Source organism: Streptomyces sp. NPDC090106, assembly GCF_044747265.1.
In the GTDB taxonomy this organism is placed as follows: Bacteria; Actinomycetota; Actinomycetes; order Streptomycetales; family Streptomycetaceae; genus Streptomyces.
The window spans coordinates 705,876-730,929 of the sequence record NZ_JBIVDS010000003.1; the positions used below are offsets into that span (position 1 = coordinate 705,876).

The following is a 25,054-nucleotide window of genomic DNA, read 5'->3' on the forward strand; positions in this document are numbered from 1 at the left end:
GAGCCCTCGCACAGCCGCGACCGAGCCGGCCGTCCTGCGGCTGCTGCACGCGACCAAGGAGTATCCCGGCGGCGTGACCGCCCTCGACGACGTGTCGCTCACCGTCCACGCGGGCGAACTGCTCGCCATCGTCGGCCCCTCCGGCTCCGGCAAGTCGACGCTGCTGAACATCATGGGCACGCTCGACCTGCCCACCCGCGGCACCGTCGAGATCTCGGGACGCGACGCCGCGGCACTCGACGACCGCGCCCTGTCCGCGCTGCGCGGCCGACGGCTCGGCTTCGTCTTCCAGCAGTCCCACCTGACGGACGGCCTGACCGCCGCCGAGAACGTCGCCACCAGCCTGCTCTACGCGGGCGTGCCGCGCCGGCGCCGTACCCCGTTGGCGCTCGCCGCGCTGGAACGGGTCGGCCTCGGCCACCGCCTCGCCCACCTGCCGCACCAACTGTCCGGCGGCGAACGCCAACGCGTCGCCATCGCCCGCGCCCTGGTGAACGAACCCGCCCTGGTCCTCGCGGACGAGCCGACCGGCGCGCTGGACTCCGCCAACGGCCGCGCCGTACTGGACCTGTTGGTCCGGCTGAACCGAGAGGGCACCACCATCGCCGTGATCACACACGATCAGAGCATCGCCGCCCGCCTGCCCCGCCGTGTCGAGGTGCGCGACGGCCGCATCACCGCCGACACCGGCCCGGGCACCGGCCTGCTGCCCCCACCGGAACCCGGCGGTACGGACACCCCCGGCACCGCCCCGGCCGCGGTCCGTACCGAAACCTCCGGTGCCGTCGTCGCCCCGGAGGCGGTCCGATGAACCCCGCGCCCCGCACCGGCCTCCACTCACCGGTCCGCCCCGGACGGCTGAACCCGGCTGACGTGTTGCGCCTCGGCCTGCTCGGCATCCGCACCCGTAGACTGCGCGCCACCCTCTCCGCCCTGGGCATCTCCCTGGGCATCGCCACCCTGGTCCTCGTGACGGGGATCCCCGCGTCCAGCCAACGGGCCTTGGACGACCGGCTCTCAGCCCTCGGCACCAACCTGCTGCGCGCCCACCCCCAGCCCGACCAGAACCCCCCGGTGACGCTGCCCGAGGACGCCGCCGCGATGGCCGCCCGGATCGCACCGGTCACGGCGGCGGGCCAGGTCGCCAACACCCATCAGCTGGTGCACCGTTCGGACCGCACCGACCCCGGCGACGGCCTGGGCCTCACGGTCCTCGCCGCCGCCGACGACCTGCTGCCGGTGGTCAACGGCCGTGTCGGAGCGGGGAAGTTCCTCGACGCCGCCACCGACCGTCTGCCCACCGCCGTCCTCGGCCACGAGGCGGCCTCCCGCCTGGGCATCGCCCGTCCTCTGCCCGGACGGCAGGCCCAGCAACTCCTCGTCGGCACCGCCTGGTTCACCGTCATCGGCGTCCTCGACCCGCTGCCCCTCGCCCCTGACCTGGACCGCTCGGTCCTGGTCGGCTGGGACGCCGCGAAACAGCACCTCGGCTTCGACGGCCACCCGACCGTGGTCTACGTCAAGGCGCGCGAGGACGCCATCGAAGCCGTGTCCGCGGTGCTGCCTGCCACCCTGTACCCTCAACTCCCCGGACTGGTGCAGGTCAGCCGGCCCTCGGACGCGCTGACGGCGAAGCGGGCGGCGAACAGCGCCTTCTCCTCCCTCTTCCTCGGCCTCGCGGGGGTCGCCCTGCTCGTGGGCGGCATCGGCGTCGCCAACACCATGTACATCTCGGTCCTGGAACGCCGCCGGGAGATCGGCCTGCGACGCGCGCTCGGCGCCAACCGGGGCCAGATCAGGGGGCAGTTCCTCACCGAGTCGGTGGTCCTGTCCCTGCTGGGCGGCCTGGCGGGCACGGGCATCGGCACCCTGGGCACCCTCGCCTACGACCTCTACCAGGGCTGGCATCCCGTCGTCCCGCTCACCGTCCTCACCGCCGGCGTCGGGGGAGCGGTCGCCATCGGCATGCTGGCCGGCGTCTACCCGTCCGTCCGCGCCTCCCGCCTCACCCCCACCCAGGCGCTCGCCACACCCTGAACCCGAGAGAGGCCTGCGAGGGAGGACGCACACCCTTCAACGGCTCCCTCAACTCCCGTACCGGGCAGCCCGTTGCAGGGTCGAGCGCATGACGACGGCGACCAGGACGGCCAAGTCCACCGCCCCGAGGACGTCGTCCGCGTAGCGGGCCGTCCGCAAAGGCGTACCGGGGCATCAGCCCTTGCGGGTGGTGACCTCGTCGGTGAGCTGGGGGACGACGTCGAAGAGGTCGCCGACCACGCCGTAGTCGACGAGTTCGAAGATCGGGGCCTCGGCGTCCTTGTTGATCGCCACGATGGTCTTCGAGGTCTGCATGCCCGCGCGGTGCTGGATCGCGCCGGAGATGCCGGAGGCGATGTACAGCTGCGGGGAGACGGACTTGCCGGTCTGGCCGACCTGGTTGGTGTGCGGGTACCAGCCGGCGTCCACCGCGGCGCGGGAGGCGCCGACGGCCGCGCCGAGGGAGTCGGCGAGCGCCTCGATGACGGCGAAGTTGTCGGCGCCGTTGACGCCGCGTCCGCCGGAGACGACGATCGCGGCCTCGGTCAGCTCGGGGCGGCCGGTCGACTCGCGGGGGGTGCGGGCGGTGACCTTGGTGCCGGTGGCCTGGTCGGAGAAGGTCACGGCGAGGGCCTCGACCGTGCCGGCGGCCGGGGCGGGCTCCACGGACGCGCTGTTGGGCTTGACGGTGATGACCGGGGTGCCCTTGATGACGCGGGACTTGGTGGTGAAGGAGGCGGCGAACACCGACTGGGTGGCGACCGGGCCCTCGTCGCCGGCCTCCAGGTCGGTGGCGTCGGTGATGATGCCGGAGCCGGTGCGCAGCGCGAGGCGGGCGGCGATCTCCTTGCCCTCGGCGGAGGAGGGGACCAGCACGGCGGCCGGGGAGACGGCGGCGACGGCGGCCTGCAGCGCGTCGACCTTCGGTACGACGAGGTAGTCGGCGTACTCGGGCGCGTCGTGGGTGTAGACCTTGACCGCGCCGTGCTCGGCGAGGACGGCGGCGGTGTCACCGGCGCCGCCTCCCAGTGCGACGGCGACGGGCTCGCCGATGCGGCGGGCCAGGGTCAGCAGCTCCAGGGTGGGCTTGCGGACGGCACCGTCCACGTGGTCGACGTAGACGAGGACTTCAGCCATGGGAATGCTCTCCTGCTTGGATCGGATGAGGGGCGGTCGGCGGGGGGCGGGCTCAGATGAACTTCTGGCCCGCGAGGAACTCGGCGAGCTGCTTGCCGCCCTCGCCCTCGTCCTTGACGATCGTGCCCGCGGTGCGCGCCGGGCGCTCGGTCGCGGTCTCGACCTTCGTCCAGGCACCGTCCAGACCGACCTCCTCGGCCTCGATGTCGAGGTCGGAGAGGTCCCAGGACTCCACCGGCTTCTTCTTCGCGGCCATGATGCCCTTGAAGGAGGGGTAACGCGCCTCGCCGGACTGGTCGGTGACCGACACCACGGCCGGGAGCGACGCCTCCAGCTGCTCCGAGGCGGCGTCGCCGTCCCGGCGGCCCTTGACCGTGCCGTCCTCGACGGAGACCTCGGACAGCAGGGTGACCTGCGGGACGCCCAGACGCTCGGCGACCAGCGCCGGGACGATGCCGGCGGTGCCGTCGGTGGAGGCCATGCCGGAGATCACCAGGTCGTAGCCGGCCTTCTCGATCGCCTTGGCCAGCACCAGCGAGGTGCCGATCGCGTCGGTGCCGTGCAGGTCGTCGTCCTCGACATGGACGGCCTTGTCCGCGCCCATCGACAGCGCCTTGCGCAGCGCGTCCTTGGCGTCCTCCGGACCCACCGTCAGGACGGTGACCTCGACGTCGTCGCCCGCATTCTGACGTTCTTCCGAGATCTGCAGCGCCTGCTCGACCGCGTACTCGTCCAGCTCGGAGAGCAGACCGTCCACGTCGTCACGGTCGACGGTCAGGTCATCGGCGAAGTGCCGGTCGCCGGTGGCGTCGGGCACGTACTTCACGGTGACAACGATCCTCAAGCTCACGGACTGCCCCCTCGGAGCGTTCGATCTTGTGATGGTGGCGCGGTGCGCGGCGCTGCTCCAGCAGCATGTTGTGGTACTGAGTACCATTGTAAGAACACTAAGTGTCATACGTTTCGTGCAATGAGTCACACGGGCCGGACATGGAGTACCCGGAGAGGGACAGGTGCCTGACGGACGGGCAGGTGGCTGAGGGTGCCGACGCAAGCGCGGGACGCGTCGGCTGGTCCCCTCAGCCCGGCGGGTACGACACCTCCGGTGCGACCTGCGCATGCCGGTCACGGACGGCCGTCTCGACGAAGCCGATGGAGTGGATCAGCGAGGAACGACGGTCCGGCCGAGCCGGTCCCAGTCTCCCTTGACGGCGGACACGATCTCGTCGCCGCTCAGCCACTCGGGGCTGCGCAACAGCTGTGTGGTCTCCCGGTAACGGACGTAGCGCTCCGGGTCCTGCGCCATGTAGGCGGCGAGGCGGTCGGAGAAGTCCGACGAACTCGGGTCGACCTGGCGCGGTACGCCGTTCACGGTGTACTCGACGCCCGGAATCCGGTGGTCCAGCATGTTCGAGCTGTTCCAGCAGTACTTGATGAGGGAGTCGGCCTTCGCGTAGAAGCGCCCCGGCAGCCCGGTCAGATCGCGGCCTGCCGTCGCCAGATGGGTCGTCAACTCGTCGCGGAGATCCCGGGCTTCGAGCGCGGCGGCGGTCATGCCCTGGCCGTAGACCGGGTTGAAGGCCATCCAGGCGTCGCCCATGGCCAGGAAACCCTCGGGGCGGTCGGGCTGTCCGGCGAAGTCCCAGAGCCTGCTGCGGGTGTCGCGCCACATCGAGATGGGTTCGGGGAACTCCACGTCGGCGAGGGCCTTGTCGAGTTCGGAGACCCCGATCGAGGAGACGAACTCGCGGAGGGCGGCCTCCTTGCGCGGGGGATGGTCGCCGGCCGATCCCTGGACCGTGAGGATCCAGCGGCGGTCGCCCTCCACCATCCACATGGCCATCGCGCGGGATGCCGAGGCAGCGGTCAGCGCACCCTCCCCGAACGGTGTCACGGCCAGTGCCTTGAAACCCGGTGACCAGTTCTCGGGCACCTTCAGGAAGGTCGACGAGTAGCCCCAGCGGGCGTTGACGACCTCCTCGGTCGGAGCCGGGTGACCGAGCTCCTCCAACCAGCGCAGTGCCTGCGAGAAGCGGCCACTGGCGTCGATGACCAGATCCGCGTCGATCTCCCGGCCGTCCGAGGTGCGGACCCCGGTGACCCGTCCGTCCCGCGCCACCAGACCCGTGACCTCGACGCCGGACGCGTAACGGACTCCGGGCAGCGCCTGTGCCTTGTCCCGCAGAGCCTTCTCGATCAGGGGCCTGCTGGCCATGAGGAACTCCAGGCCGGACCGGAAGCGAGGGGACCAGCCGACGCGGTCCAGCCGCATCACGTTCTCGGCGGAGTCCAGCCGGGCCGCGCCCATCGCGAAGGCGTGCTCGGAGAATCCCGGCAGGAGGTCGTCCATCGCCTGCCGTCCGGCGGCCAGGAGCGCGTGGAAGTGGGCGCCCTGGGGCACGCCCTTGCGGAACACGGGCTCGTCGGGCAGCTCGTCCCGGTCGAGAAGCAGCACCTCCGTGAAGTGGGGTGCCACCGCGGCGGCGGCCAGGGTGCCGGCGATGCTGCCGCCGATCACCAGGACGCGGCCGAGGGGTGTCTCGCCAGAAGCCATCTCTTGCTCCTTCTTCTCAACATGAAAAATGTTTTGAACATGACTAGCGGGCATTGCAGGCGGCGGAGTGTCCGGGGTGCTGCCGACGCCCGTGCCCGTGCCCGCGTCCCAGCCGATGCCGATGCCGATGCCGATGCCGATGCCGATGCCGAGGCCCGCGCCCAAGCCCACGCCGATGCCCCCACCACCCCGCGGGCGCCCTCTGCGCGGCGATCAGTCCGTCGGGCGGGCAGGCAGCTGGATCACGAGAGGTTCGAACGGCTCGCCCTCGGCGTAGACGTCGTTGAACAGCGCCACCCCTTCGGCCGTGAGGGCGACGTCCTCGCTGCCCCAGACCTCGGTGCCGTCCTGGCTCCCGAGGCGCCGCAGCGTGCCCGTCACCAGCGGGATGCGCGGTGCGTCCTCCCGGGCCTGCGGGTCCTCGATGCTCAGTTCCACGTTGGTTCCGTCGATCCGCAGCCAGGGATGGGCGACGCGGACGAAGAGCATTCCGAAGTGTCCGCTGAACCGGACGTCACCCCGGAACGCCCACACCCCGGCGTCGCTCCGTTCGGCGTCGTGCTCGTAGAAGAGGTCCCCCGTCCCGACCGGCACCGCGCCGTCGCTGACCGAGCCCCTGCCGTCCGGCATCCGACGGACGTAGTCCAGGAACGACTTCTTCAGCCCCCACCGCAGGCCGTGCACGAGCCCCTGACGGACGTCCTCGTCGGCTTCCATGACCGCTCCTCTAATCGTGTTCGGCTACCATGTTTGCACGATTACAGGCGGCCCGGGAAGGCATCATTGCGATGGCGCGCGACCATACGGCACGAGCCCGCATCAGACAGCACCTCGCGCGACACGGTCCACTGGAGGACGGGCGCGGGCTGGCCACGAAGGTGCTTCGGCGGGCAGTCGGCTATGAGGGCTCACCCGTGGCGTTCATCCAGCTCCTCGTCGCCATGGAACGTGACGGGGAGCTGGTCCGGGAGGTTCGGGGCAAGCGCACCTACCGGATCACGGCGGCCGAACCACCCGTCGGCCAGCGGCGGATCCCGCCGGAACTCCCACAGTCCACGGAATCCACGGAATCCACGGAATCCATGGAACCTACGGCACCTCCCGCCGGATCGGCAGGTCACGGTGAGATCGACTACCCCCTCCTGGCCAGGCACGTACTCCGCGAGCTGTCGGACAGCGGGACGCTCGCCCTGATCCAGGAGCTGACCGCCGAGCAGCGACGGATCGCCGTCGAACGGGACGACTACGCGCGCCGTCTGGCACTGGCGCGCGCCAGGCTGGAGGAGCTGCGAGACCGGTCCGCGACCACCTCGACTCCCGGCGGGACACCCCCGGACGCGCCGGACCGGCGACGTCGACCGCCAGGTGATCCATTGCACCATGGTTAGACCACAACAGTGATGTACTGTGGCAGCCATGTTCGACAACCGACCACTGGATGGCGTCACCGTCATCAGTCTGGAACAAGCCGTGGCGGCCCCGTTCGCGACACGGCAGCTGGCCGATCTCGGCGCCCGGGTGATCAAGATCGAACGGCCCGGAGGCGGCGACTTCGCCCGCGGGTACGACCGCTCCGTCCACGGGCTGTCCAGCTACTTCGTCTGGCTCAACCGCGGCAAGGAGTCGCTGACCCTCGACGTCAAGGCGCCCGAGGGCCGCGAGGTGCTGCGGGACCTGCTCACCCGCGCCGATGTCTTCGTGCACAACCTGGGACCGGGCGCGGTGGACCGGCTCGGTTTCGGCTTCGACGCGTTGGCCGAGTTCAATCCGCGGCTCATCGGCTGTGCCGTCAACGGCTACGGCAGCACCGGGCCCTGGGCAGATCGCAAGGCGTACGACCTGCTCATGCAGTGTCAGACCGGCCTGGTCTCGATCACGGGAGTCCCGGAATCGGGAGCGCGGGTCGGTATCTCCGTGGCCGACATCGCGGCCGGGATGTACGCCTTCTCGGGCGTGCTCACCGCGCTGCTGGCCCGGGCCACGACCGGCACGGTCCGCCCTGTCGAGGTCTCGCTGTTCGACGCGCTGGCCGAGTGGATGAGCCAGCCCGCCTACTACACGGAGTTCACCGGGACCCAGCCGCCCCGCCTCGGCACCCACCACGCCACCATCGCGCCGTACGGCGCCTACCGGGCGGGCGACGGGCGTGACGTCCTGTTCTCGGTCCAGAACGACGTCGAATGGCGGGCGCTCTGCGCGGAGTTCCTCGACGATCCCGCACTGGCCGACGACCCCAGATTCCGCACGGGCGCCGACCGGGTCGCCCACCGGGCCGAACTCGACGCGTACCTCACCGACGCCTTCGCACGGCGGACCGGTGAGGAGGCGGCCGAGCAGCTCGACCGGCTGCGGATCGCCAACGCGCCGATCAACCAGGTGGCCGACTTCCTGGAGCACCCCGTGCTGCGCGAGCGGGACCGCTGGCGCACGGTGCGTGCGCCCGGCGGGGAGTTCCAGGCCCTGCTGCCCCCGATCGGGCTCGCCGGGAGCGAGCCGGTGATGGGGGACGTGCCCGACCTGGGCCAGCACACCGACGCCCTGCTCGCCGAACTCGGCCTGGACCCCGATGAGATCGCCCGCCTGCACGGCGCCGGCGTTGTCTGAACCGACACCGTCAGGAGGAGAGAAGGACCCATGGGTCATCTGGAAGCACTGGACGAGCACGAGCGCGCCGTCGTCAGCACCGTCGCCGACTTCGTCGACAAGCAGGTCAAACCGGTGGTGCAGCGGCTGGAGCACGACAACGTCTACCCGGAGGCGCTGATCGAGCAGATGAAACAGCTCGGCATCTACGGCCTCGCGGTGCCCGAGGAGTACGGCGGCGTCGCGGTCAGCATGCAGTGCTACGTCCTGGTCACCGAAGAACTCGCCCGCGGCTGGATGAGCCTGGCCGGAGCGATGGGCGGCCACACGGTGGTCTGCAAGCTCCTCGACCGGTTCGGCACCCAGGAGCAGAAGGACACCTGGCTTCCCCGCCTCGCCACGGGGGAGGTCCGGGCGACGATGGCCCTCACCGAACCGCAGGGCGGTTCCGACCTCCAGGCGTTGCGCACCAGCGCCCGGGAGGTCGACGGCGAGTACCGCGTCAACGGCTCCAAGACCTGGATCACCAACGCCCGCCGGGCCGGTCTGACCGCGCTGCTGTGCAAGACCGACCCGACCGCGCAGCCTGCCTCGAAGGGCATCTCCGTGCTGCTCGTGGAGCCCGGTGAGGGGATGACCGTCTCACGGGACCTTCCCAAGCTCGGCTACAAGGGCGTCGAGAGCTGCGAGGTGTCCTTCGACGACTACCGGGCGCCGCTGGGCAACATCCTGGGCGGTGTGCCGGGCCTCGGGTTCGCACAGATGATGAAGGGCCTGGAGACGGGCCGGTTGCAGGTGGCCGCGCGGGCGCTCGGCGTCGGCCGCGCCGCCTACGAGGACGCCCTGGCCTACGCGCAGACCCGTGAGTCCTTCGGCAAGCCGATCTGGAAGCACCAGTCCGTGGGGAACATGCTGGCCGACATGGCCACCGGCCTGGAGGCCGCGCGGCAGCTGACGCTCTACGCGGCGCGTGAGTTCGACGCCGGGCGCCGGGTCGACATGGAGGCCGGCATGGCCAAGCTCTTCGCCTCCGAGACGGCGATGAAGATCGCCCTTGACGCCGTGCGCGTGCACGGCGGATACGGATACTCCACCGAGTACGACGTCGAGCGCTACTTCCGTGACGCCCCCCTGATGATCGTCGGCGAGGGCACCAACGAGATCCAGCGCAACGTGATCGTGGGCCAGTTGATCTCACGGGCGAGGAAGGGCTGACGCGATGGTCACCGACGACGCTGGAATCGTCGTGGTCGGGGCGGGCCTGGCCGGTCTGCGCACCGCCGAAGGATTGCGCCGCCACGGCTGGGAGGGGCCCGTCACCGTTGTGGGCGACGAGACGCACATGCCGTACACGCGTCCGCCGCTGTCGAAGAAGCTGCTGCTCGAAGGCGGTGACCACACGGCCGTCGAACTACGGCGGCGGGACACCGACCACCCCCTGCGGTGGGTGCTGGGGCGCCGGGCCGTCGCCTGCGACCTCGACGGACGCACCGTCACCCTCGACGACGGCAGTGTCCTGCGCTACCGAGGGCTGGTGGCCGCCACCGGTGTCCGCGCGCGACGCCTGCCGGCTGCCCTCGGGGGCCCCAGGGCCGTCCTGCGCACGCTGGACGACGCGCAGGCGCTCACCGGGCGGCTGCGTCCGGGCACCCGGGTCGTCGTGATCGGCGCCGGGTTCATCGGCTGCGAGGTGGCGGGCACCGCGCTCTCCCGGGGCTGTGCCGTGTCGGTGGCGGCGATCGACGAACTGCCCATGGCCGCTCCGCTGGGACCGCTGGTCGGCGCGGAGCTGCGGCGTCGGCACGCCGCCGCCGGTGTCGCCTTCCACCTCGGCACGGGCGTCGCCTCGGTCGACGAGGACGGAGTCGTCCTCGCGGACGGCACGCGGCTGCTGGCCGACGTCGTCGTGGAGGCCGTCGGTTCGCAGCCGGCCACCGAATGGCTCGCGGGCAACGGACTCGACCTGGACGACGGGGTCGTCTGCGACGAGTTCCTCCGCCTCGGCGGCCGTGAGGGCACGGTCGGCGTCGGTGACGTCGCACGGTTCCCCAACGCGCTCTACGACGGGACGCCGCGCCGCATCGAGCACTGGCAGGTCGCCGTCGACACCAGCATGTACGCCGCGGCCGTGCTGGTGGGCGACCTCACCGGGCGTCCGGTGGAGAAGCCGTTCGGCACCGTGCCCACGTTCTGGTCCGATCAGGCGTCCGTGAGCATCCGCGCGCTGGGCCAGCCCGCGCTCGGCACGGACGTCGAGGTGCTGGAAGGCGAACTCCGAGGACAGGCCGCGATCGGTTACCGCAGGGACGGCCGGCTCGTCGGCGTCCTGCTCCTGGGCCTGCCCAAGCGGATGGGCTTCTACCTGAAGCGCCTCACCGACGACCTGGCCGCCGTTCCCGCCCGCTGAACCGGAGATGTGGAGAGGGGCCCGGCGGTCACCGCCGGGCCCCGCTCCACATCACCGGGTTCGGGGCAAACTCCCTTAAACCCCCGCGGTGGGTGCCGGCGGGGCCGCCGGCCCCCCCCCCGCACGCGCCGTGGGGGCGCGGGCCCCGGGGGCCCCCCCGGGCCCCCTCTCCACATCTCCGGTTCGAGTCAGAACTCGATGACACCGCGCAGGTTCTTGCCGGCGTGCATGTCGGCGTACCCCTCGTTGATCTGGTCCAGGGTGTAGGTGCGGGTGATCAGCTCGTCCAGCTTCAGATGGCCCTGACGGTAGAGGTCCAGCAGGAGCGGGATGTCCCGGTGCACCTGGACACCGCCGTAGACATTGCCGCGCAGGGTCTTCTGGCTCAGCGTGAACAGCGCGAGGTTGAGATCGACGGTGGTGGACGCGAACGGTGAGACGGAGGTGACCACCGTCGTGCCCGCCGGGCCGGTCAGGTCGACGATCTGCCCCAGCTTGCTGGCGTCGCCGACGCCCACCGACAGGATCGCCGCGTCGGCCATACGGCCGTCCGTCTGCGCGGCGAGCAGCTCCTGTGCCTCCTCGACCGAGGCGACCGCGTGGGTGGCGCCGAACTCAAGGGCCTTCTGACGCTTCAGCTCCACGGTGTCGACGGCGACGATGAGGTTGGCGCCCGCGTTCTTCGCGCCCTGCACGGAGTTGACGCCCACTCCGCCGCTGCCGATCACCACGACGTTGTCGCCGGGCTCGATCTCGGCCAGGTAGACGGCCGCGCCCCAGCCGGTGGTGACGGCACAGCCGAGCAGGGACGCCACGCTGAACGGGATGTCCTTGCCCATCTTCACGACACAGCGCTCGGAGACGACCGTGGCGTCGGCGAAGGTGCCCAGATCGCCGGTGGCGGCGACCTCCTGCCCCCGGGCCTTGAACGGCTTGGACGCGCCGTACTCCTGGAGCGAGGCGTTGAGGCACAGGTTGGAGCGACCGCGCCCGCAGTTGCGGCAGTGACCGCAGGGGGGCTGGAAGATCAGGACGACATGGTCGCCGGGGGCCACCCGCGTGACGCCGGGCCCGACCGCCTCGACGACGCCGGCACCCTCGTGCCCGCCGACCAGGGGGAGCGGGGTCGGCATGTCACCGGTCACCGCGTGGTCGTCGGAGTGGCACAGGCCGGTCGCGTGGATCTTCACCCGTACCTGGCCGAAACCGGGTTCGGCGAGCTCGACGTCCTCGACGCTCCACTTCTCCCCGACACCCCAGAGGATCGCTGCTCTGCTGCTCATATGTCTCTCCGTATTGGTTGGATGGCTGGATCAGGACGAGAACCTGAAGCCGCGGTAGCCGTCGTCGGTGGCCGCCCTGACCCGCTCGCGGTACTGGGGGAGGCCGCCGGCGTAGAGCAGGTAGGCACGTTTGCGGCCCGGCACGTTGGAGCCGAACGCCCAGGAGTCGGCGGTCTCCTGGAGCGTGCCGACGATCCCGGCGTTGACGTGGTCGATCCACTCGTCCTCGGCGGTCTCGGTGGGCTCCACGACGTTCTCGCCCCGCTCCCGCATCCCGGCGACCGTGGCGGCCACCCAGTCGGCCTGGAAATCCGTGGCCCGGGGGATCACGCCGGTGACGCTCTGCGGTCCGCCGACCAGGTACAGGTTGGGGAATCCGGCCACCGTCAGGCCCAGATAGGTGCGCGGGCCCGCCTCCCAGTGGTCGCGCAGGGCCAGGCCGTCCCGGCCGCGGATGTCGATGCGGTTGTAGGAGCCGACCACGGCCTCGAAGCCGGTGGCGAAGACGATGACGTCCACGTCGTGATGGCCGTGGACGGTCTCGATCCCGGTCTCGGTGAACCGGACGAGCGGCTCGTCGCCGGTGGAGACCAGGGAGACGTGCGGCTCGTTGAAGACCTCGTAGTAGCCGTTCTCCAGGGGCGGGCGCTTCTGGCCGAAGCCGTGGTCCTTCGGGATCAGCCGCTCGGCCAGTTCGGGATCGTGGACCCTGGCGCGGATCCGCTCCGCTATGTACGCGGTGACGTTGTCGTTGGCCCGCTTGTCCAGGGACACGTCGCGGAAGTTGCCCAGGGCCATGATGAGCCCGGGGGAGTCGTAGAGGTGGTCGAAGTGGGCCCTGCGCCGGTCGGCGGACATCTCCAGCGAGGACTCCGCCATCGGCCGGTGCATCGACCCGGACGGCGACAGCTGGGTCGCCTCCCATATCTCGCCGATCCGGTCGCGGATGTCGGCCATCCGTTCCGGGGTGATGGCGAAGTTGTTGATGGGCGTGCACCAGTTGGGGCTCCGCTGGAACACCACCAGCCGCTCGGCGTCCCTGGCGACGAGCGGGACGATCTGGACCCCGCTTGAGCCGGTGCCGATCACGGCCACCCTCTTGCCGGTGAAGTCGATGCCCTCGTCCGGCCAGAGTCCGGTGTGGGCCCACTCACCGCGGAAGTCCTCCAGGCCGGGGACGCCCGGGAAGGACGGCGCGGACAGGATGCCGAGCGCGGTGACGAGGTGACGGGGCCTCAAGACGTCGCCGGTGGACGTCGTCACCGTCCAGCGGTCCTCCTCGCCGTCCCATTCGGCCGAGACCACCCGCTGGTCGAAGGTGATCAGCGGGCGCAGACCGAACCGGTCGACGACGTGGTTGAGATAGCGCTCGGTTTCCGGCTGCCCGGCGTACTCCTCGCTCCAGTCCCATTCCTCGATGAGTTCGGGGGAGAAGAAGTAGCCGTAGGTGTAGCTCTCGGAGTCGAAGCGGGCACCGGGGTAGCGGTTCCAGAACCAGACGCCGCCCACTCCGCTGCCCGCTTCGAGCATCCGCACGTCCACGCCCAGCTGGTCGAGCTTGTAGAGCTGATAGATGCCGGAGATGCCGGCTCCCACGACCAGGGCATCCAGCGTGGTGGCGGCGGACTGCGACTTCGACACGGGGATTCTCCTGCACTGGCACCAATGTTGCTTTAGAGTTCTTACTATGTCGCTGTCATGTTAACACCATAAGAGGAATCTCCGTGGTGAAGCCGCTCCCGGCCTCCGGCCGACACGCGACCGCTCACGAGCCCTCGCGCCGCCCGGGGGCGAAGCGCAGGTGGACGTCGTTGACGCCCCAGGCCAGACCGAGGTGCTCGTGCGGGGCGGGCGCGTCGGGGTCGAGTTCGAACCGGGGGATGCGGCGGTGCAGCTCCTCGAACGCGATCCGCAGCTCCAGCCGGGCCAGGTGCAGCCCCACGCACCGGTGGCTGCCGACACCGAAGGCCAGGTGTGGTTTGGCCGGGCGGTCGAAGATCACCTCGTCCGGGTCCGGGTAGTACTTCGGGTCGCGGTTGGCCGAGCCCAGGGGCGCGTGCACCCGCTCGCCCCGGGGAATCCTGATCCCCCGGATCTCCAGGTGGTCGTCGGTGACCGTCCGGGTCGGCACCGGTGGAGTGGCCCACCGCAGCAGCTCCTCCACCGCGGTCGGCACCTGTGCCGGGTCCGCGAACATGCGGTCCCACTGCTCGGGGTGCTGCGCGAAGTAGTGCGCGCAGCGGGCCAGGACGCTCTGCACGGTGTCCAGGCCGGCCATCATCATCAGCACCGAGAAGTCGAACAGCTGGTCGTCGGTGAGCTTCGCGCCGCCGATCTCGGCGTCGAGCATCACCGACATGACGTCGTCGGTGCGCGGCGCGGCCCGCCACTGCGGGATCTTCTCGGCCATGTAGGCCGCGAACTCCTGGTGCGTCCGGCCGCGGGCGGCGTTGTTCTCCTCCTCGGTGCCCCCGGGAACGCCGTGCAGCAGGACGTCCGCCCAGCCGTTCATCGTCTCCAGGTCCTCGGCGGGCCAGCCCATGATCGCCAGAACCGTCGCGCCCGGGAACGGCACCGCGAACATCTTGACGAAGTCCACCGTGCCGTCCTCGATGAAGGCGTCGATCAGCCGGTTGCACTGCTCGCGCAGGTGGTCCTCCAGCTCGGCGACCTTCCGGGGAGCGAACTGCGGGTCGAGCACCTGGCGGATCTGGCGGTGCTCGGGGCCGTCGAGCTCGATCGGGATCTGCGCCTCGCGCGCTCCGGAGAGGTTCAGCCCGTCGGGCTCGTTGGGGAAGCTGATCACTCCTCGGTTGTTGCGGCGCAGAAGGTCGGAGACGTCGTCGTAGTCGGTGAGCACCCAGCAGCCGTTGCCGCGGGCCGAGTAGCTGACGGGTTTGTCCGCCCGGCGGTCGGCCATCTCGGCGAGGTGTTCGGCGATGGACCTGTCGGCGTAGGGGTCGTAGTCGCGTCGGTGACTCGCCCGCAGCTCGTCGAGGGGTATGTCGGTCATCGGACTCCCAATCGTGTTTCTAATATGAGTCGAGCATTATTAGAAGCATAGTGATGCACGGCATGCAATACAGAGGAAGAAGCCTGTGGGCGATGCGTTACCGGCATGCGGGGCGGGCGGGAAACCGGCACCGCGCACGGGGTCCGGTCCGGGGTGCCGGAGGACCCAGGACGTCAGCGGTCCCCGGGTGTCAGGGGACCCCGGGTGCCGGAGGGTTCCGGCGGGCCGTCGAGGCGGCCTCGGGGAAGGGGAGGGCGTCGGCTGTCGCCGGACCGCGGGTCGGGGTCGTCGCGGAACCGGTCGCCGTCCGCGGGTGGGATCAGCGGTCGCCGCTCCGGAGCCCGCCGAGCGCGCGCTCGATGAGCAGACCGGTCACGGCGTCCTCGCTCAGGGGCGAGTCGAGCAGGGTGCGCAGGATCTGGCGGGCGCCGTCGCCCAGGAGCTCGGTCAACAGCCGGGCGGCCTCGTCCATGAAGGCGTTGAACGCCTCCCAGGCGTCGTCGTCCGCGCCGAGGGCGTCCCCGGGGACCGGCACGATGGCGGCGACCCGGACGACCAGGTCGGCCGGACCCGCGAGGGCGTGCTGCGGGGAGGCGGGAAGCAGGGAACCGGGGCCGGACCGGGAGCAGCTGGAACGGCGCCGTCGACCGTGTCCGGCGTCGAGCCGGGTGCGACAGGTCATCATCAGTCCTCCACGTCGTTGTGTCGGTGTGAGCGTCCACACTCCGAGGGGGGACGAAATAGCGCATGCGTATAATTACCGACGTCGACTACGCATGTGACCCCAGTCACGTAGAGGTAGGGTCGCGGACGATGGCGCGCAATGAGCTGGGCGGGCGGGAACAGCTGCCCGCCGACGTGACCAGTCTGATCGGGCGTCGAGCCGAAACAGCCGAGGTCAAGCAGCTGCTCACCCGGTCGCGCCTGGTCACGCTGACCGGCTTGGGCGGCGTCGGGAAGACCCGCTTGGCACTGCATGTGGCGCGTACCGTGCGTGGTGCGTTTCCGGACGGCGCCACGATGGTCTCGCTGGCCGATCTCTCCCAGCCGGACCTGCTCGCCCCCACCGTGCTGGCCCGGATCGACCCGGACCGCAGCGCCGACGGCGACGTGGACGACCTGGCCGCCTGTATCGGCGGCGCCCGTGTCCTGCTAGTCCTCGACAACTGCGAGCATCTGGCCGACGCGGTCGCGCTGTTCACGTCCCGGCTGCTGGTCCGCTGTCCGAATCTGCATGTCCTCGCCACCAGCCGGGCGGCGCTGCGGATCGACGCCGAGGCGCTGTACCGGGTGCCGCCCCTGGCCCTGCCCGCCGAGGAAGCCGTGATCCCACCGGGTGCCGCCGCCGACTACGACGGGGTCGCGCTCTTCCTGGAGCGGGCCGGCGCGCTCAACGTGGAGGTCGCCGCCGGGCGGGTCGACGAGCGAGCCGTGGTGGAGCTGTGCCGCCGGCTCGACGGTCTTCCGCTGGCCATCGAACTGGCCGCGGCCGGGACCCGGTGGCAGTCCGTCGAGTCGATGCTGGTCCACCCCGTGCCCGACCGGCCGGCGCCCCGTTCCGCCCCGTCGCGCCACACCACGATGCGGGCGAACCTCGACTACAGCTACCAGCTCTGCACCTCCGGGGCCCGCCTGCTGTGGACCCGGTTCTCCCTCTTCCGGGGCGGCGCGACGCTGGACGCGGTGACCTCGGTGTGCGCCGGACCGGGGCTGCCGCCGGAAGCCGTGGCCCCGGCCCTGTTCGAGCTGGTCGAGAAGTCCGTGGTGACCCTCGACGGCTCGCGGTACACCATGCTGGAGACCATCAGGCTCCACGGCGCGGGCAAGCTGGAGGAGTCCGGTGAGGCGGCGACGGTCCGCCGGGCCCATCTGAACCTCTGCGCCGACCTGGCCGAGCGGGTACGCCAGGGCTGGTTCGGTCCGCACCAGCGCGAGCTGCACGCGCAGGTGCTGAGCGAGCACGCGAACGTCCGGGCCGCCCTGGAGGCGTCACTGGGCGATCCGGCCACCGTCCGAACCGGGCTGCGGCTGGCCTCCGCGCTGTTCACCTTCTGGATCGGCTCCGGCATCCCCGGTGAAGGGCGCCGCTGGCTGACCCGGCTGCTGGAGGTCGAGGACGCGTCGCCTCCCGGGGAGGCCGAGGGCGGGTCGTCCCGCGAGCGGGCCCGGGCGCTGTGGACGCGCGGATTCCTGAGCGCCGTCGACGGTGAGATCCCCGACGCGCGGGAGCTGCTCGCCGAGAGCTGGATCCTGGCCGAGCGGATCGGCGACGAGGAGAGCGCCGCGCACGTCCGTTGCGCGATGGGTGTGGCCGAGCTGTTCGACGGCTGTGTGGACGAGGCGATCGAACACCTGGAAGCGGGGATCTCCCAGGAGCGGGGCCGTCCGGAGAGTGTTCCGTTCCTCGCCGACGCCCTGATCAACCTGGGTCTCGCCTACTGCTCCAGGGGCGATCTGGCGCGGGCGAACACGGTGCTGGCGGAGGCCACCCGGCTGTGCGTCGAGCACGACGAGGAACTCCTGCTCTCGTGGGCGCTGGTCTTCCGCGCGTTGGAGGCCCTGCTGTCCGGCCGGGCCGGCGAGGCGGAGGAGCTGGCCCGGGACGCTCTGCGGCGCAAGCGCGAGCTGGTCAACCTCCAGGGCGTCGTCTGGGCGGTGGAGCTGCTGGCCTGGGCGGCCGTCGACAGCGGACAGGCCGCGCGGGGTGCCGTTCTGCTGGAGGCCGGAGAGGCCAGGGCCGAGGACTTCGGCCCCGCCTACCACGGCTTCCCGGGCATGCGGGAGTGGCACGAGCGGTACGCGCTGCGGGCCCGGCGGGAACTGGGCAAGGAGTACGCCGCCGCCTCCGCGCGGGGCAGGGAGATGACCCTGGGCGAGCTGGTGGTGGAGGCACTCGGCGAGGACGAGCCGATCGCCTGGGCCGGATCGTCCGCCGGTGCCTCGGTGCTGCACGATCTGCCGCTGACCCCACGGGAGCGCCAGGTCGCGGAACTGCTGGCCACGGGGAAGACCAACCGGGAGATCGCCGCCGCGCTGGTCATCGCGCTGCGGACGGTCGACACGCACGTCCAGCGGATTCTCACCAAGCTGGACTTCACCTCCCGCAGCCAGGTGGTGGCCCTGGTGGCCGGAGGCGTCCGCGGACACTGAGTGTCAAACATCATAGTAACTCTTCAAGATAGTAACTACGGTGCGACGCCCCGAAGCGCGATTTCCAGCCTGAGCTGCTGATTTGAAGCCCGCCGTAACCGGCCCTTAATCGTGCTGTAAGACGTCTTGCAGTTGTGTTTTAGTGAGATCGGTCTTATCGTCCTCTCACTATGAGTGCGCCATCGGAAGTCTCGAACACCCGGCCGTCCACGCCCCTTTCCGGACTCCGGGTCCTCGACCTGTGCCGCGTCGTCTCCGGTCCATTCGGCTCGCTCCTGCTGGCCGATCTCGGTGCCGAGGTGATCCGTGTCGAGTCATTGCCGGACCGCGACGCGCGAAGGGAGATCGACCCGACCCGTCTCAGTGAGGACGAGGCCTTCAACTGGGGTCTGTCCCGCAACAAGCACTCGGTGAGTCTGAACCTGAAGACCGATGACGGACGCGACCTGTTCCACCGGCTGGTGGCGCAGGCCGACATCGTCGTCGACAACTTCCGGCCCGGCGTCACCAAGCGGCTCGGGATCGACCGGGAGTCGCTCCTGGCGTTCAACCCGTCGATCATCACCTGCTCGTTGACCGGCTTCGGCGGCGACGGACCCTGGGCCACGATGCCCGCCTACGACCCGATCGTGCAGGCCATGTGCGGCACGATGAACTACACCCGGCTCGGCCCGGACAAGCCACCGGTGCGCTGGGGCATCCCCATCGGGGACCTCTTCGCCGGCGTCTTCAGCGCGATCGGCGTCACCGGAGCGGTGATCCACCGCGACCGGACGGGCGCGGGCCAGCACATCGACGTCTCGATGCTCGACGTGATGCTCGCCCTCAACACCTACCGCGTGCCCCAGGCCCTGAGCTTCGGTCAGGAGCCCCCGCCCGCACCCTTCGAGGGCGGCCAGGGCACCGTGCCCTTCGGCAACTTCCAGTGCTCCGAGGGCTGGGTCGCGATCTGCATCAGCCAGCGGATGTGGCCGGCCGCGGCCCGGGTGATGGAACGCCCTGACCTGCTGACCGACGAACGGTTCAACACCGGTCCGGCCCGCCACGCCCACCGCGACGAACTCGTCGCACTCCTCCAGGAGGTGTTCCGCACCCGCACCGCCGACTGGTGGCAGGAACACCTCATGGACGCGGGCGTCGTGTGCGGCAAGGTCACCCGTGTCGCCGACGTCTTCAGGCATCCACAGGTGCGGGCCCGCGGCATGTCGGTCGAGGTCACCGACGAGTTCGGCCGCACCGCGACCGTGGCGGGCGACGCCCTCAAGTTCAGCGACTCCACCACCTGGCGAGCACCGCGGCAGACCGGGGCGGACACCGCGATGGTGCTCGGCTCCCTGCTGGGACTCGACGCGGCGGAGCTGGAACGCCTCGCCTCCGCCGGAGTGATCCACTGCGGCGACGACCGTGGCGGAGTGCCGCTGGTCGAGCGCTGGGCACCGCGAACGGAGGTGGACGTCTCCCGCCGGGCCGGGCGGGCCCTGGAGGGTACGACCGTCCTGGAGATGAACGGCGACGAACCCAGCAAGGGCTTCGCCGCCCAGCTCCTGGCGGACCTCGGAGCCGACGTGATCCGTGTCGAGCGGCCGTTCGGCCAGGTGCGCGAGCCCTATCCGGACGTGGTCCGTGAGGCCTCGTTCCGGGCCGGCCTCAACCGGGGCAAGCGCAGCGTCGTCGCCGACCTGAAGACCGACGAGGGGCGCCGGTTCCTGCTCGGCCTGGCCTCCCGGGCGGACGTCATGCTCGACAACTACCGGCCGGGCGTCCTCCAACGGCTCGGCCTGGACTTCGCATCGCTCCGGAGCAGGAACGATCAGCTCGTCCAGACGTCCATCACCGGCTTCGGCCACACCGGCCCGTGGCACGCCTACCCGGCCTTCGACAACGCGATTCAGGCGCTCGGCGGCGGCATGAGCATCACCGTCGACCAGACCAGCCCGGACATCCCCATCCGCTGGGGCAATCCGATCGGCGGTCTGACCGGAGCCATGTTCGCCGCGCTCGGCACGCTCGGCGCCCTGCGGTTGCGGTCGCTGCTGGGCCACGGCCGGCGCCTGGACGTCAGCCTGCTCGACGCGCAGGTGGCGCTGCTCTCCTACCGGGCGCCCCAAGCCGTCACGGTGGGCAAGGAGTTCCTCCCCGAGCCGCGGCGGGGCGGGAGCGGCTCCCTGCCGTTCGGGGTGTTCCGCACCGCCGACGACCGCTGGTTCACGATCTGCATCACCCAGCAGTTCTGGGCCCGGTTCTGCCAGGCGGCGGACCACCCCGAGTGGATCGACGACCCCCGGTTCGCCACCGAACCGCTGCGCCAGGAGAACGAGGAGGCGCTGTACGCGGCGGTCGAGCCGAGCTTCCTGACGCGGTCGGCGGCCGAGTGGGAGGCGCTGTTCTTCTCGCTCAAACTGCCGGGGGCGAGGGTGCTGTCGGTGGGTGAGGCGTTCTCGCACCCTCAGGCAGTGGCCCGGGGAATGAGGATCAGGATCTCGGACCCGGACGTGGCCGACGGTGTCGAAGTGGCCGACGCGGCCGTGAAGTTCGGGGCCGCGCCGGAGCTGTCTGCGGCCGGCACGCCCATCCCGGGCGGGGACACCGCCCTGGTGGCCGCCGAGTTCGGTCTGGACGCGCCCGCGGTGGACGTCAAGGCGCCGTCCCAGCGGTGGACCGAGGCGGCACGGGAGTCCGACGCCACCGTCTGATGCGCATGCGGCAGGGCCCGGCCACACCGAACGGTGTGGCCGGGCCCTGCCGCATGCGCTTACGCAGATCAGAAGAAATGTAAAGCGATGCCATTGACCATTGGGAGGAACGATTCCCGTGCTCCCGAGGGCTCGGTGGCCCGGCCGTCAGGCGTTGGCGAAGCCGGCGCCGCAGTCGGTCACCGCGGTGGCGAGGAGATCCGCGCAGTGGACTCCGTCATCGCGCGTGAGGCGCGCGGCCAGATTCAGGAGGGAAGGGGCGTCGAGGCGGCCGGTGGCCGGGGAGAGGGCCAGGGCCGTGTCCTGGGGGTGAGCCCGGAGTTCGGCCTCGTCCATGAGCCGTTGCAGGCGACGTGCGGTGGAGAGGACGAGCTCCTCCCAGGCCAGATAGCCGAAGCTGTCATGCGCCGCGGGCGGCTCGGGCAGCAGCTCGGCCGCCCGCCGGGCACACGCCATCACACTCTCGTCGGCCACGTCGCCTCCAGGGATGTCGCAGTAACAGCCGTCGCACACGCTATGCCGCCCCGAAGTTGACGTCAAGCGATGCCATTGACATTCAGGGGTTGAGGCTTCAGGCTATGAGCACACGCTGCGAATCCGTCGAAGTCCTGCTGCGCCGTAGAGATCGCCTGCTCGATCGGCCCGCACCGGTCACCGGCGGCCTCCCCGTACCGCTGGAGGATCTGAGGCGGCCGACGCTCGACACCGGTCTGGAGGCATCCGTACGGAAGCGTTGACAAGTACTTCTCTTCTCTACGTGCTATCGTGCTGCAATCAGGCGATGTGCTACTGGAGGACGAGATGGTTCGGGACCGCACCGCACGCTTGCGTATCCGCCAGTTCCTGGCCACGGCGGGCCCTGTCGTGGACCCGTCCGGATACGCCACGGGTGTGCTGAAGGAAGCCATCGGCTACACCGGCAGTCCGGTCGCGTTCATCCAACTCATCGCGACGATGGACCGTGAGGGCGAGATCACGCGCGAGATCCGCGGCAAGCGGACGTACCGGATCGAGGGCGTGGGCGTGCCTCCCGTGCCCTCCGCCGGAGCGCTCGCCCCCGTCGAGTCGGCCGCCGCTCCGGGCGGGACCACGGTCACCGTTCCCGGCCTGCCTCCTGTCGAGATCGACTACAAGCTGCTTGCCCAGGCGCTGATCCGCGAACTGCTCGTGGCCGGCGCGGCGGAGCAGGGAGCCCCCGCCGACGCGGCCACGGCGGACGAGGACCGGCTCAAGGCCGAGCGCGACGAGTACGCCCGCAGGCTGGAGCTGGCGCGCGCCCAGCTCGACGAACTGCTGGGCCAGCCGATCGGCGTCGCCCTGCGTGGCGACGACACGGCGGCCGGGCGTACCACCGGCTGACTCCGGGGCCGGGGTCCGCCGCCCCGTAGACCGAGAGGCGGACCACCGTGCACCGGACCATCCCGACCACCCAGCGCCGCATCACGCTCGCGGCCCGCCCGCACGGAGTGCCCCGCCCGACCGACTTCGCGTCGAGCGTCGGCCCCGTGCCCGCCCCGGCCGCGGGCGAGGTGCTGGTCCGGACCGTCTATCTCTCCCTGGACCCCTATCTGCGGGGCCGCATGGGCTCCTCGGCCACCCATTCCTCCTCGGCGCCGGCCATCCCGCTGGGCGGGGTGATGGAAGGCGGAACGGTCGGCGAAGTGGTGGTCTCCGCGGCCGACGGATTCCGCCCCGGTGACATGGTGGCCGGCAGCTCCGGCTGGCAGGAGTACGCCGTACAGCCCGCCACCGCACTCCGCCGTCTCGATCCCGCGCAGGCGCCGGTCTCCACCGCCCTCGGCGTCCTGGGCATGCCCGGCCTGACCGGCTGGGCCGGGCTCGTCGAGATCGGCGGACCCCGGCCGGGCGAGACCGTCGTGGTCGCCGCGGCCACCGGCACCGTGGGCTCCCTGGTCGGACAGCTCGCGAAGCGACGCGGTGCCCGCGCGGTCGGCATAGCCGGCGGACCGGCGAAGGTCGCCCGGCTGCGCGAACTCGGCTTCGACGCGGGCGTCGACCATCACGCGCCGGACTTCACCGACCAGCTCGCCGCCGCCACCGCGGACGGCATCGACGTCTACTTCGAGAACGTCGGCGGAAAGGTCTGGGACGCGGTGTGGCCGCGGCTGAACCGCCACGCGCGGGTCCCGGTCTGCGGAGTGGCGTCGGCCTACAGCGCCGTCGGCCCCGCCGCCGGCGGAGACATGTCCGCGCTCCTGTCGCATTTGGTGACGCGGAGCATCATGCTCCGCGGATTCGTCTTCCACGAGTTCACCCACCTGCGGCCACGGTTCGAGGCCGAGGTGTCGGCCGGCCTCCGCACCGGTGAACTGGTGCACCACGAGGAGATCGTGGACGGGCTCGACCGCGCTCCGGACGCGTTTGTCGGGACCCTGGCGGGCGAACACCTCGGCAAGCGCCTGGTGCGGGTGGGGGAGGACCCCACCCGCTGAGCGCCGCGGGCGCAGTCGGCGCCGGTCAGGCGAGCATGGAGTGGATCTCCCGCTCCGCGACCGTCCGGGCCTCGCTCTCGTCCAGGGCCACCCCACCGGTCTTCAGGACACGGCTGACGCCGCGTCGGGCGTCGTCCCGGTAGCGGGCGTCGATGACGTCGAACTCCAGGTTCTTGATGTAGATCCGCAGCCGGTCGCGCAGCGAGCTGTCGGTCTGCGCGGTCTCGACCACCTCGGGCAGCAGACTGGTGGAGACCAGGAGGGCGTGCGCCACCTTGCGGGCCCGGTCGTCACGCAGACCCAACAGCACCTCCGGCGGGGAGGAACGGATGATGTGGTCCTTCCACCAGTCGAAGTCGGGCTCGGCGTCGATCGCGCTCAGCTCGATGTTCCGTTGCAGCAGGGTGCGGGTCAGGACCTCGACGGAGTACTCGACGTAGCGGTGCCGGTCGCGCCCCGACAGCCCGGCGGCGTAGGCCCGCAGATCACGCCGGGCGTCCGGAGCGGAGAAGCAGTACCGGCGGATGCCGTGGATCTCCGGATCCAGCAGGCCGTACTCGTAGTTGACGACACGGAACGGATTCGTGCCGCTCTCCAGCTGGACCGGCCAGGCGTCGGTGGCCGACTCGGAGGTGAACGCCCAGGGCTCCGCCGGACGCTCCGCGTCGCGCATCATGTCGCGCAGGATCGGGGCCCCGTAGAAGTGCTGGGGCAGCAGCGGTCCCGGCCCGCGCGAGTAGGCGATGCTCACCCCGGCGGCCTGCGCGCGGCGCAGGAAACGGTTGTAGTCGAGATACGTCAACGACGCCGTGAAGCGTGTCAGTGGCGACGGCCGCAACTCCCCGACGTGGAAGACCGCGTCCAGGAGCCGCTCGACCCAGTCCTTGCCCCACACCTCGCGCGCCGCGCCCCGCAGGTTGCGGCCGACGTCGCCCCGTCCGTCGGCGTACAGCGCCCCGACGGTGGCGCTGCCGAACAGGGCCAGCAGTGCCGTGGCGGGGGAGTCGAACCCGGCGTTGCCCCGCGCCGACCGGACGAGGACACCCAGCGAGTCCATGAGGCCGCCGAACGGCGTTCCCGTGTCCACGGTGATCGACGGCTCCAGCTGGGACAGCAGCGTCAGCCCTTCCGGGGTGAACTCGCGCTGCTCGTCCCCGAGCCCCGTGGACGCCAGGACGAACTCGCCCAGGACGCGGATCTGTTCCGGGGTGTGGCTGTCGTGACTGTCGTCCACGACCGCGCGGCGCACCTCGCGGGCAAGGCCGCCGGCATCGGGCTCGATGAGGTCGAGGAAGTCGAGGACCTCACGGCGGCGACCGCTCGCGAACGGCACGTCACGCGACCGGCGGTTCGCGGCGATCGCGATCTCGGCCAGCGACACCTGCGGCCCGTAACGGCCACCGGAGCCCGACCCCGGGTAGGAGCGGACGACCCCGTTGCGGACCCACTGGTTCACCGCCTGGCGGCTGACGCCGACCGCTCGCGACGCCTGCGCCTGGGTCACCAGGTCGGCCGGCAGTTCCTCGGAGACGGCCTTGGTCCGCAGCCGCTCGGCGGCACGCTCCAGAGCGCGCACCAGTTCCGGCACGGGGACGGCCCCGCTCTCCCCGAGGGTGAGGGCGAGTCGTTCGAGCGCGATGGAGATCGACTCGTCACGAGTGTTCTGCATAGCCACCCATCCTAGGGCGAACGGCGGTGCCCCGGTTCTCTGTTCGCTGTCTTGCTGCAACCAGCTTGCTCTCTT

Annotated in this window: 21 protein-coding genes; 11 read left to right on the top strand and 10 right to left on the bottom strand. The window is 70.9% G+C overall.

Annotation, left to right across the window (positions count from 1 at the left end):
- Positions 1-34: 34 nt before the first annotated feature.
- Complete coding sequence (locus ACIPSE_RS13060) at positions 35-811, top strand: ABC transporter ATP-binding protein (RefSeq protein ID WP_401661743.1); 777 nt, start codon at positions 35-37, stop codon at positions 809-811.
- The gene (locus ACIPSE_RS13065; RefSeq protein ID WP_401661401.1) at positions 808-2,037 is read left to right on the top strand and encodes an ABC transporter permease; all 1,230 of its coding nucleotides are present in this window, start codon (positions 808-810) and stop codon (positions 2,035-2,037) included. Before ACIPSE_RS13060 ends, ACIPSE_RS13065 begins: the two co-directional genes overlap by 4 nt.
- A 174-nt stretch (positions 2,038-2,211) precedes the next feature.
- On the opposite strand, the gene ACIPSE_RS13070 is transcribed toward ACIPSE_RS13065, so the two are convergent.
- The 4 genes from ACIPSE_RS13070 to ACIPSE_RS13085 form a co-directional block, all read right to left on the bottom strand.
- Positions 2,212-3,174, bottom strand: coding sequence for an electron transfer flavoprotein subunit alpha/FixB family protein (locus tag ACIPSE_RS13070; RefSeq protein WP_401661403.1), 963 nt, complete (start codon positions 3,172-3,174; stop codon positions 2,212-2,214).
- Between the two features lie 52 nt (positions 3,175-3,226).
- Positions 3,227-4,024: an electron transfer flavoprotein subunit beta/FixA family protein gene (locus ACIPSE_RS13075; RefSeq protein ID WP_401661406.1), complete on the bottom strand. Its 798-nt coding sequence runs from the start codon at positions 4,022-4,024 to the stop codon at positions 3,227-3,229.
- Positions 4,025-4,336: 312 nt separating this feature from the next.
- Positions 4,337-5,728 (bottom strand): FAD-dependent oxidoreductase, encoded by a 1,392-nt coding sequence (locus ACIPSE_RS13080; protein ID WP_401661409.1) that lies wholly within the window; start codon positions 5,726-5,728, stop codon positions 4,337-4,339.
- 213 nt (positions 5,729-5,941) lie between these two features.
- Complete coding sequence (locus ACIPSE_RS13085; protein ID WP_401661412.1) at positions 5,942-6,445, bottom strand: HtaA domain-containing protein; 504 nt, start codon at positions 6,443-6,445, stop codon at positions 5,942-5,944.
- 197 nt (positions 6,446-6,642) lie between these two features.
- On the opposite strand from ACIPSE_RS13085, the gene ACIPSE_RS13090 reads away from it, so the two are divergent.
- Genes ACIPSE_RS13090 through ACIPSE_RS13105 form a run of 4 tightly spaced genes read left to right on the top strand, consistent with a single transcriptional unit; the run spans position 6,643 to position 10,718 of the window.
- Positions 6,643-7,116, top strand: coding sequence for a hypothetical protein (locus ACIPSE_RS13090; RefSeq protein WP_401661415.1), 474 nt, complete (start codon positions 6,643-6,645; stop codon positions 7,114-7,116).
- Positions 7,117-7,144: 28 nt separating this feature from the next.
- Positions 7,145-8,332 (top strand): CaiB/BaiF CoA transferase family protein, encoded by a 1,188-nt coding sequence (locus tag ACIPSE_RS13095; RefSeq protein WP_401661418.1) that lies wholly within the window; start codon positions 7,145-7,147, stop codon positions 8,330-8,332.
- Between the two features lie 30 nt (positions 8,333-8,362).
- Positions 8,363-9,526: an acyl-CoA dehydrogenase family protein gene (locus tag ACIPSE_RS13100; protein ID WP_401661421.1), complete on the top strand. Its 1,164-nt coding sequence runs from the start codon at positions 8,363-8,365 to the stop codon at positions 9,524-9,526.
- Positions 9,527-9,530: 4 nt separating this feature from the next.
- Complete coding sequence (locus ACIPSE_RS13105; RefSeq protein WP_401661423.1) at positions 9,531-10,718, top strand: NAD(P)/FAD-dependent oxidoreductase; 1,188 nt, start codon at positions 9,531-9,533, stop codon at positions 10,716-10,718.
- Positions 10,719-10,906: 188 nt separating this feature from the next.
- Here the strand turns inward: ACIPSE_RS13105 and ACIPSE_RS13110 are convergent, their stop codons facing one another.
- The 4 genes from ACIPSE_RS13110 to ACIPSE_RS13125 all read right to left on the bottom strand — a co-directional run bounded on the left by ACIPSE_RS13110 (position 10,907) and on the right by ACIPSE_RS13125 (position 15,696).
- A complete protein-coding gene (locus ACIPSE_RS13110; protein ID WP_401661425.1) occupies positions 10,907-12,001 on the bottom strand; it encodes a Zn-dependent alcohol dehydrogenase in 1,095 nt (364 codons plus the stop codon).
- Positions 12,002-12,031: 30 nt separating this feature from the next.
- Entirely contained in the window at positions 12,032-13,642 is a 1,611-nt protein-coding gene (locus ACIPSE_RS13115) for a flavin-containing monooxygenase (RefSeq protein WP_401661428.1), read from the bottom strand.
- A 124-nt stretch (positions 13,643-13,766) separates the two neighbouring features.
- Positions 13,767-15,014: a cytochrome P450 gene (locus ACIPSE_RS13120; protein ID WP_401661430.1), complete on the bottom strand. Its 1,248-nt coding sequence runs from the start codon at positions 15,012-15,014 to the stop codon at positions 13,767-13,769.
- Between the two features lie 319 nt (positions 15,015-15,333).
- Complete coding sequence (locus ACIPSE_RS13125) at positions 15,334-15,696, bottom strand: hypothetical protein (protein WP_401661433.1); 363 nt, start codon at positions 15,694-15,696, stop codon at positions 15,334-15,336.
- A 131-nt stretch (positions 15,697-15,827) separates the two neighbouring features.
- On the opposite strand from ACIPSE_RS13125, the gene ACIPSE_RS13130 reads away from it, so the two are divergent.
- Both ACIPSE_RS13130 and ACIPSE_RS13135 read left to right on the top strand, forming a co-directional pair.
- Positions 15,828-18,164: an ATP-binding protein gene (locus tag ACIPSE_RS13130; RefSeq protein WP_401661436.1), complete on the top strand. Its 2,337-nt coding sequence runs from the start codon at positions 15,828-15,830 to the stop codon at positions 18,162-18,164.
- A 170-nt stretch (positions 18,165-18,334) separates the two neighbouring features.
- Entirely contained in the window at positions 18,335-20,857 is a 2,523-nt protein-coding gene (locus ACIPSE_RS13135) for a CaiB/BaiF CoA transferase family protein (protein ID WP_401661439.1), read from the top strand.
- 147 nt (positions 20,858-21,004) lie between these two features.
- Here ACIPSE_RS13135 and ACIPSE_RS13140 read toward each other — a convergent pair whose 3' ends face one another.
- Positions 21,005-21,331 (bottom strand): hypothetical protein, encoded by a 327-nt coding sequence (locus ACIPSE_RS13140; protein ID WP_401661442.1) that lies wholly within the window; start codon positions 21,329-21,331, stop codon positions 21,005-21,007.
- 104 nt (positions 21,332-21,435) lie between these two features.
- Here ACIPSE_RS13140 and ACIPSE_RS13145 point away from each other — a divergent pair, with 104 nt between their 5' ends.
- The 3 genes from ACIPSE_RS13145 (at position 21,436) to ACIPSE_RS13155 (ending at position 23,310) form a co-directional block, all read left to right on the top strand.
- Positions 21,436-21,594: a hypothetical protein gene (locus ACIPSE_RS13145; protein WP_401661444.1), complete on the top strand. Its 159-nt coding sequence runs from the start codon at positions 21,436-21,438 to the stop codon at positions 21,592-21,594.
- Between the two features lie 64 nt (positions 21,595-21,658).
- Positions 21,659-22,216 (top strand): hypothetical protein, encoded by a 558-nt coding sequence (locus ACIPSE_RS13150; RefSeq protein WP_401661446.1) that lies wholly within the window; start codon positions 21,659-21,661, stop codon positions 22,214-22,216.
- A gap of 47 nt (positions 22,217-22,263) precedes the next feature.
- Complete coding sequence (locus ACIPSE_RS13155; RefSeq protein WP_401661448.1) at positions 22,264-23,310, top strand: NADP-dependent oxidoreductase; 1,047 nt, start codon at positions 22,264-22,266, stop codon at positions 23,308-23,310.
- A 25-nt stretch (positions 23,311-23,335) separates the two neighbouring features.
- Here the strand turns inward: ACIPSE_RS13155 and ACIPSE_RS13160 are convergent, their stop codons facing one another.
- Entirely contained in the window at positions 23,336-24,979 is a 1,644-nt protein-coding gene (locus ACIPSE_RS13160; RefSeq protein ID WP_401661450.1) for a hypothetical protein, read from the bottom strand.
- Positions 24,980-25,054: the final 75 nt, after the last annotated feature.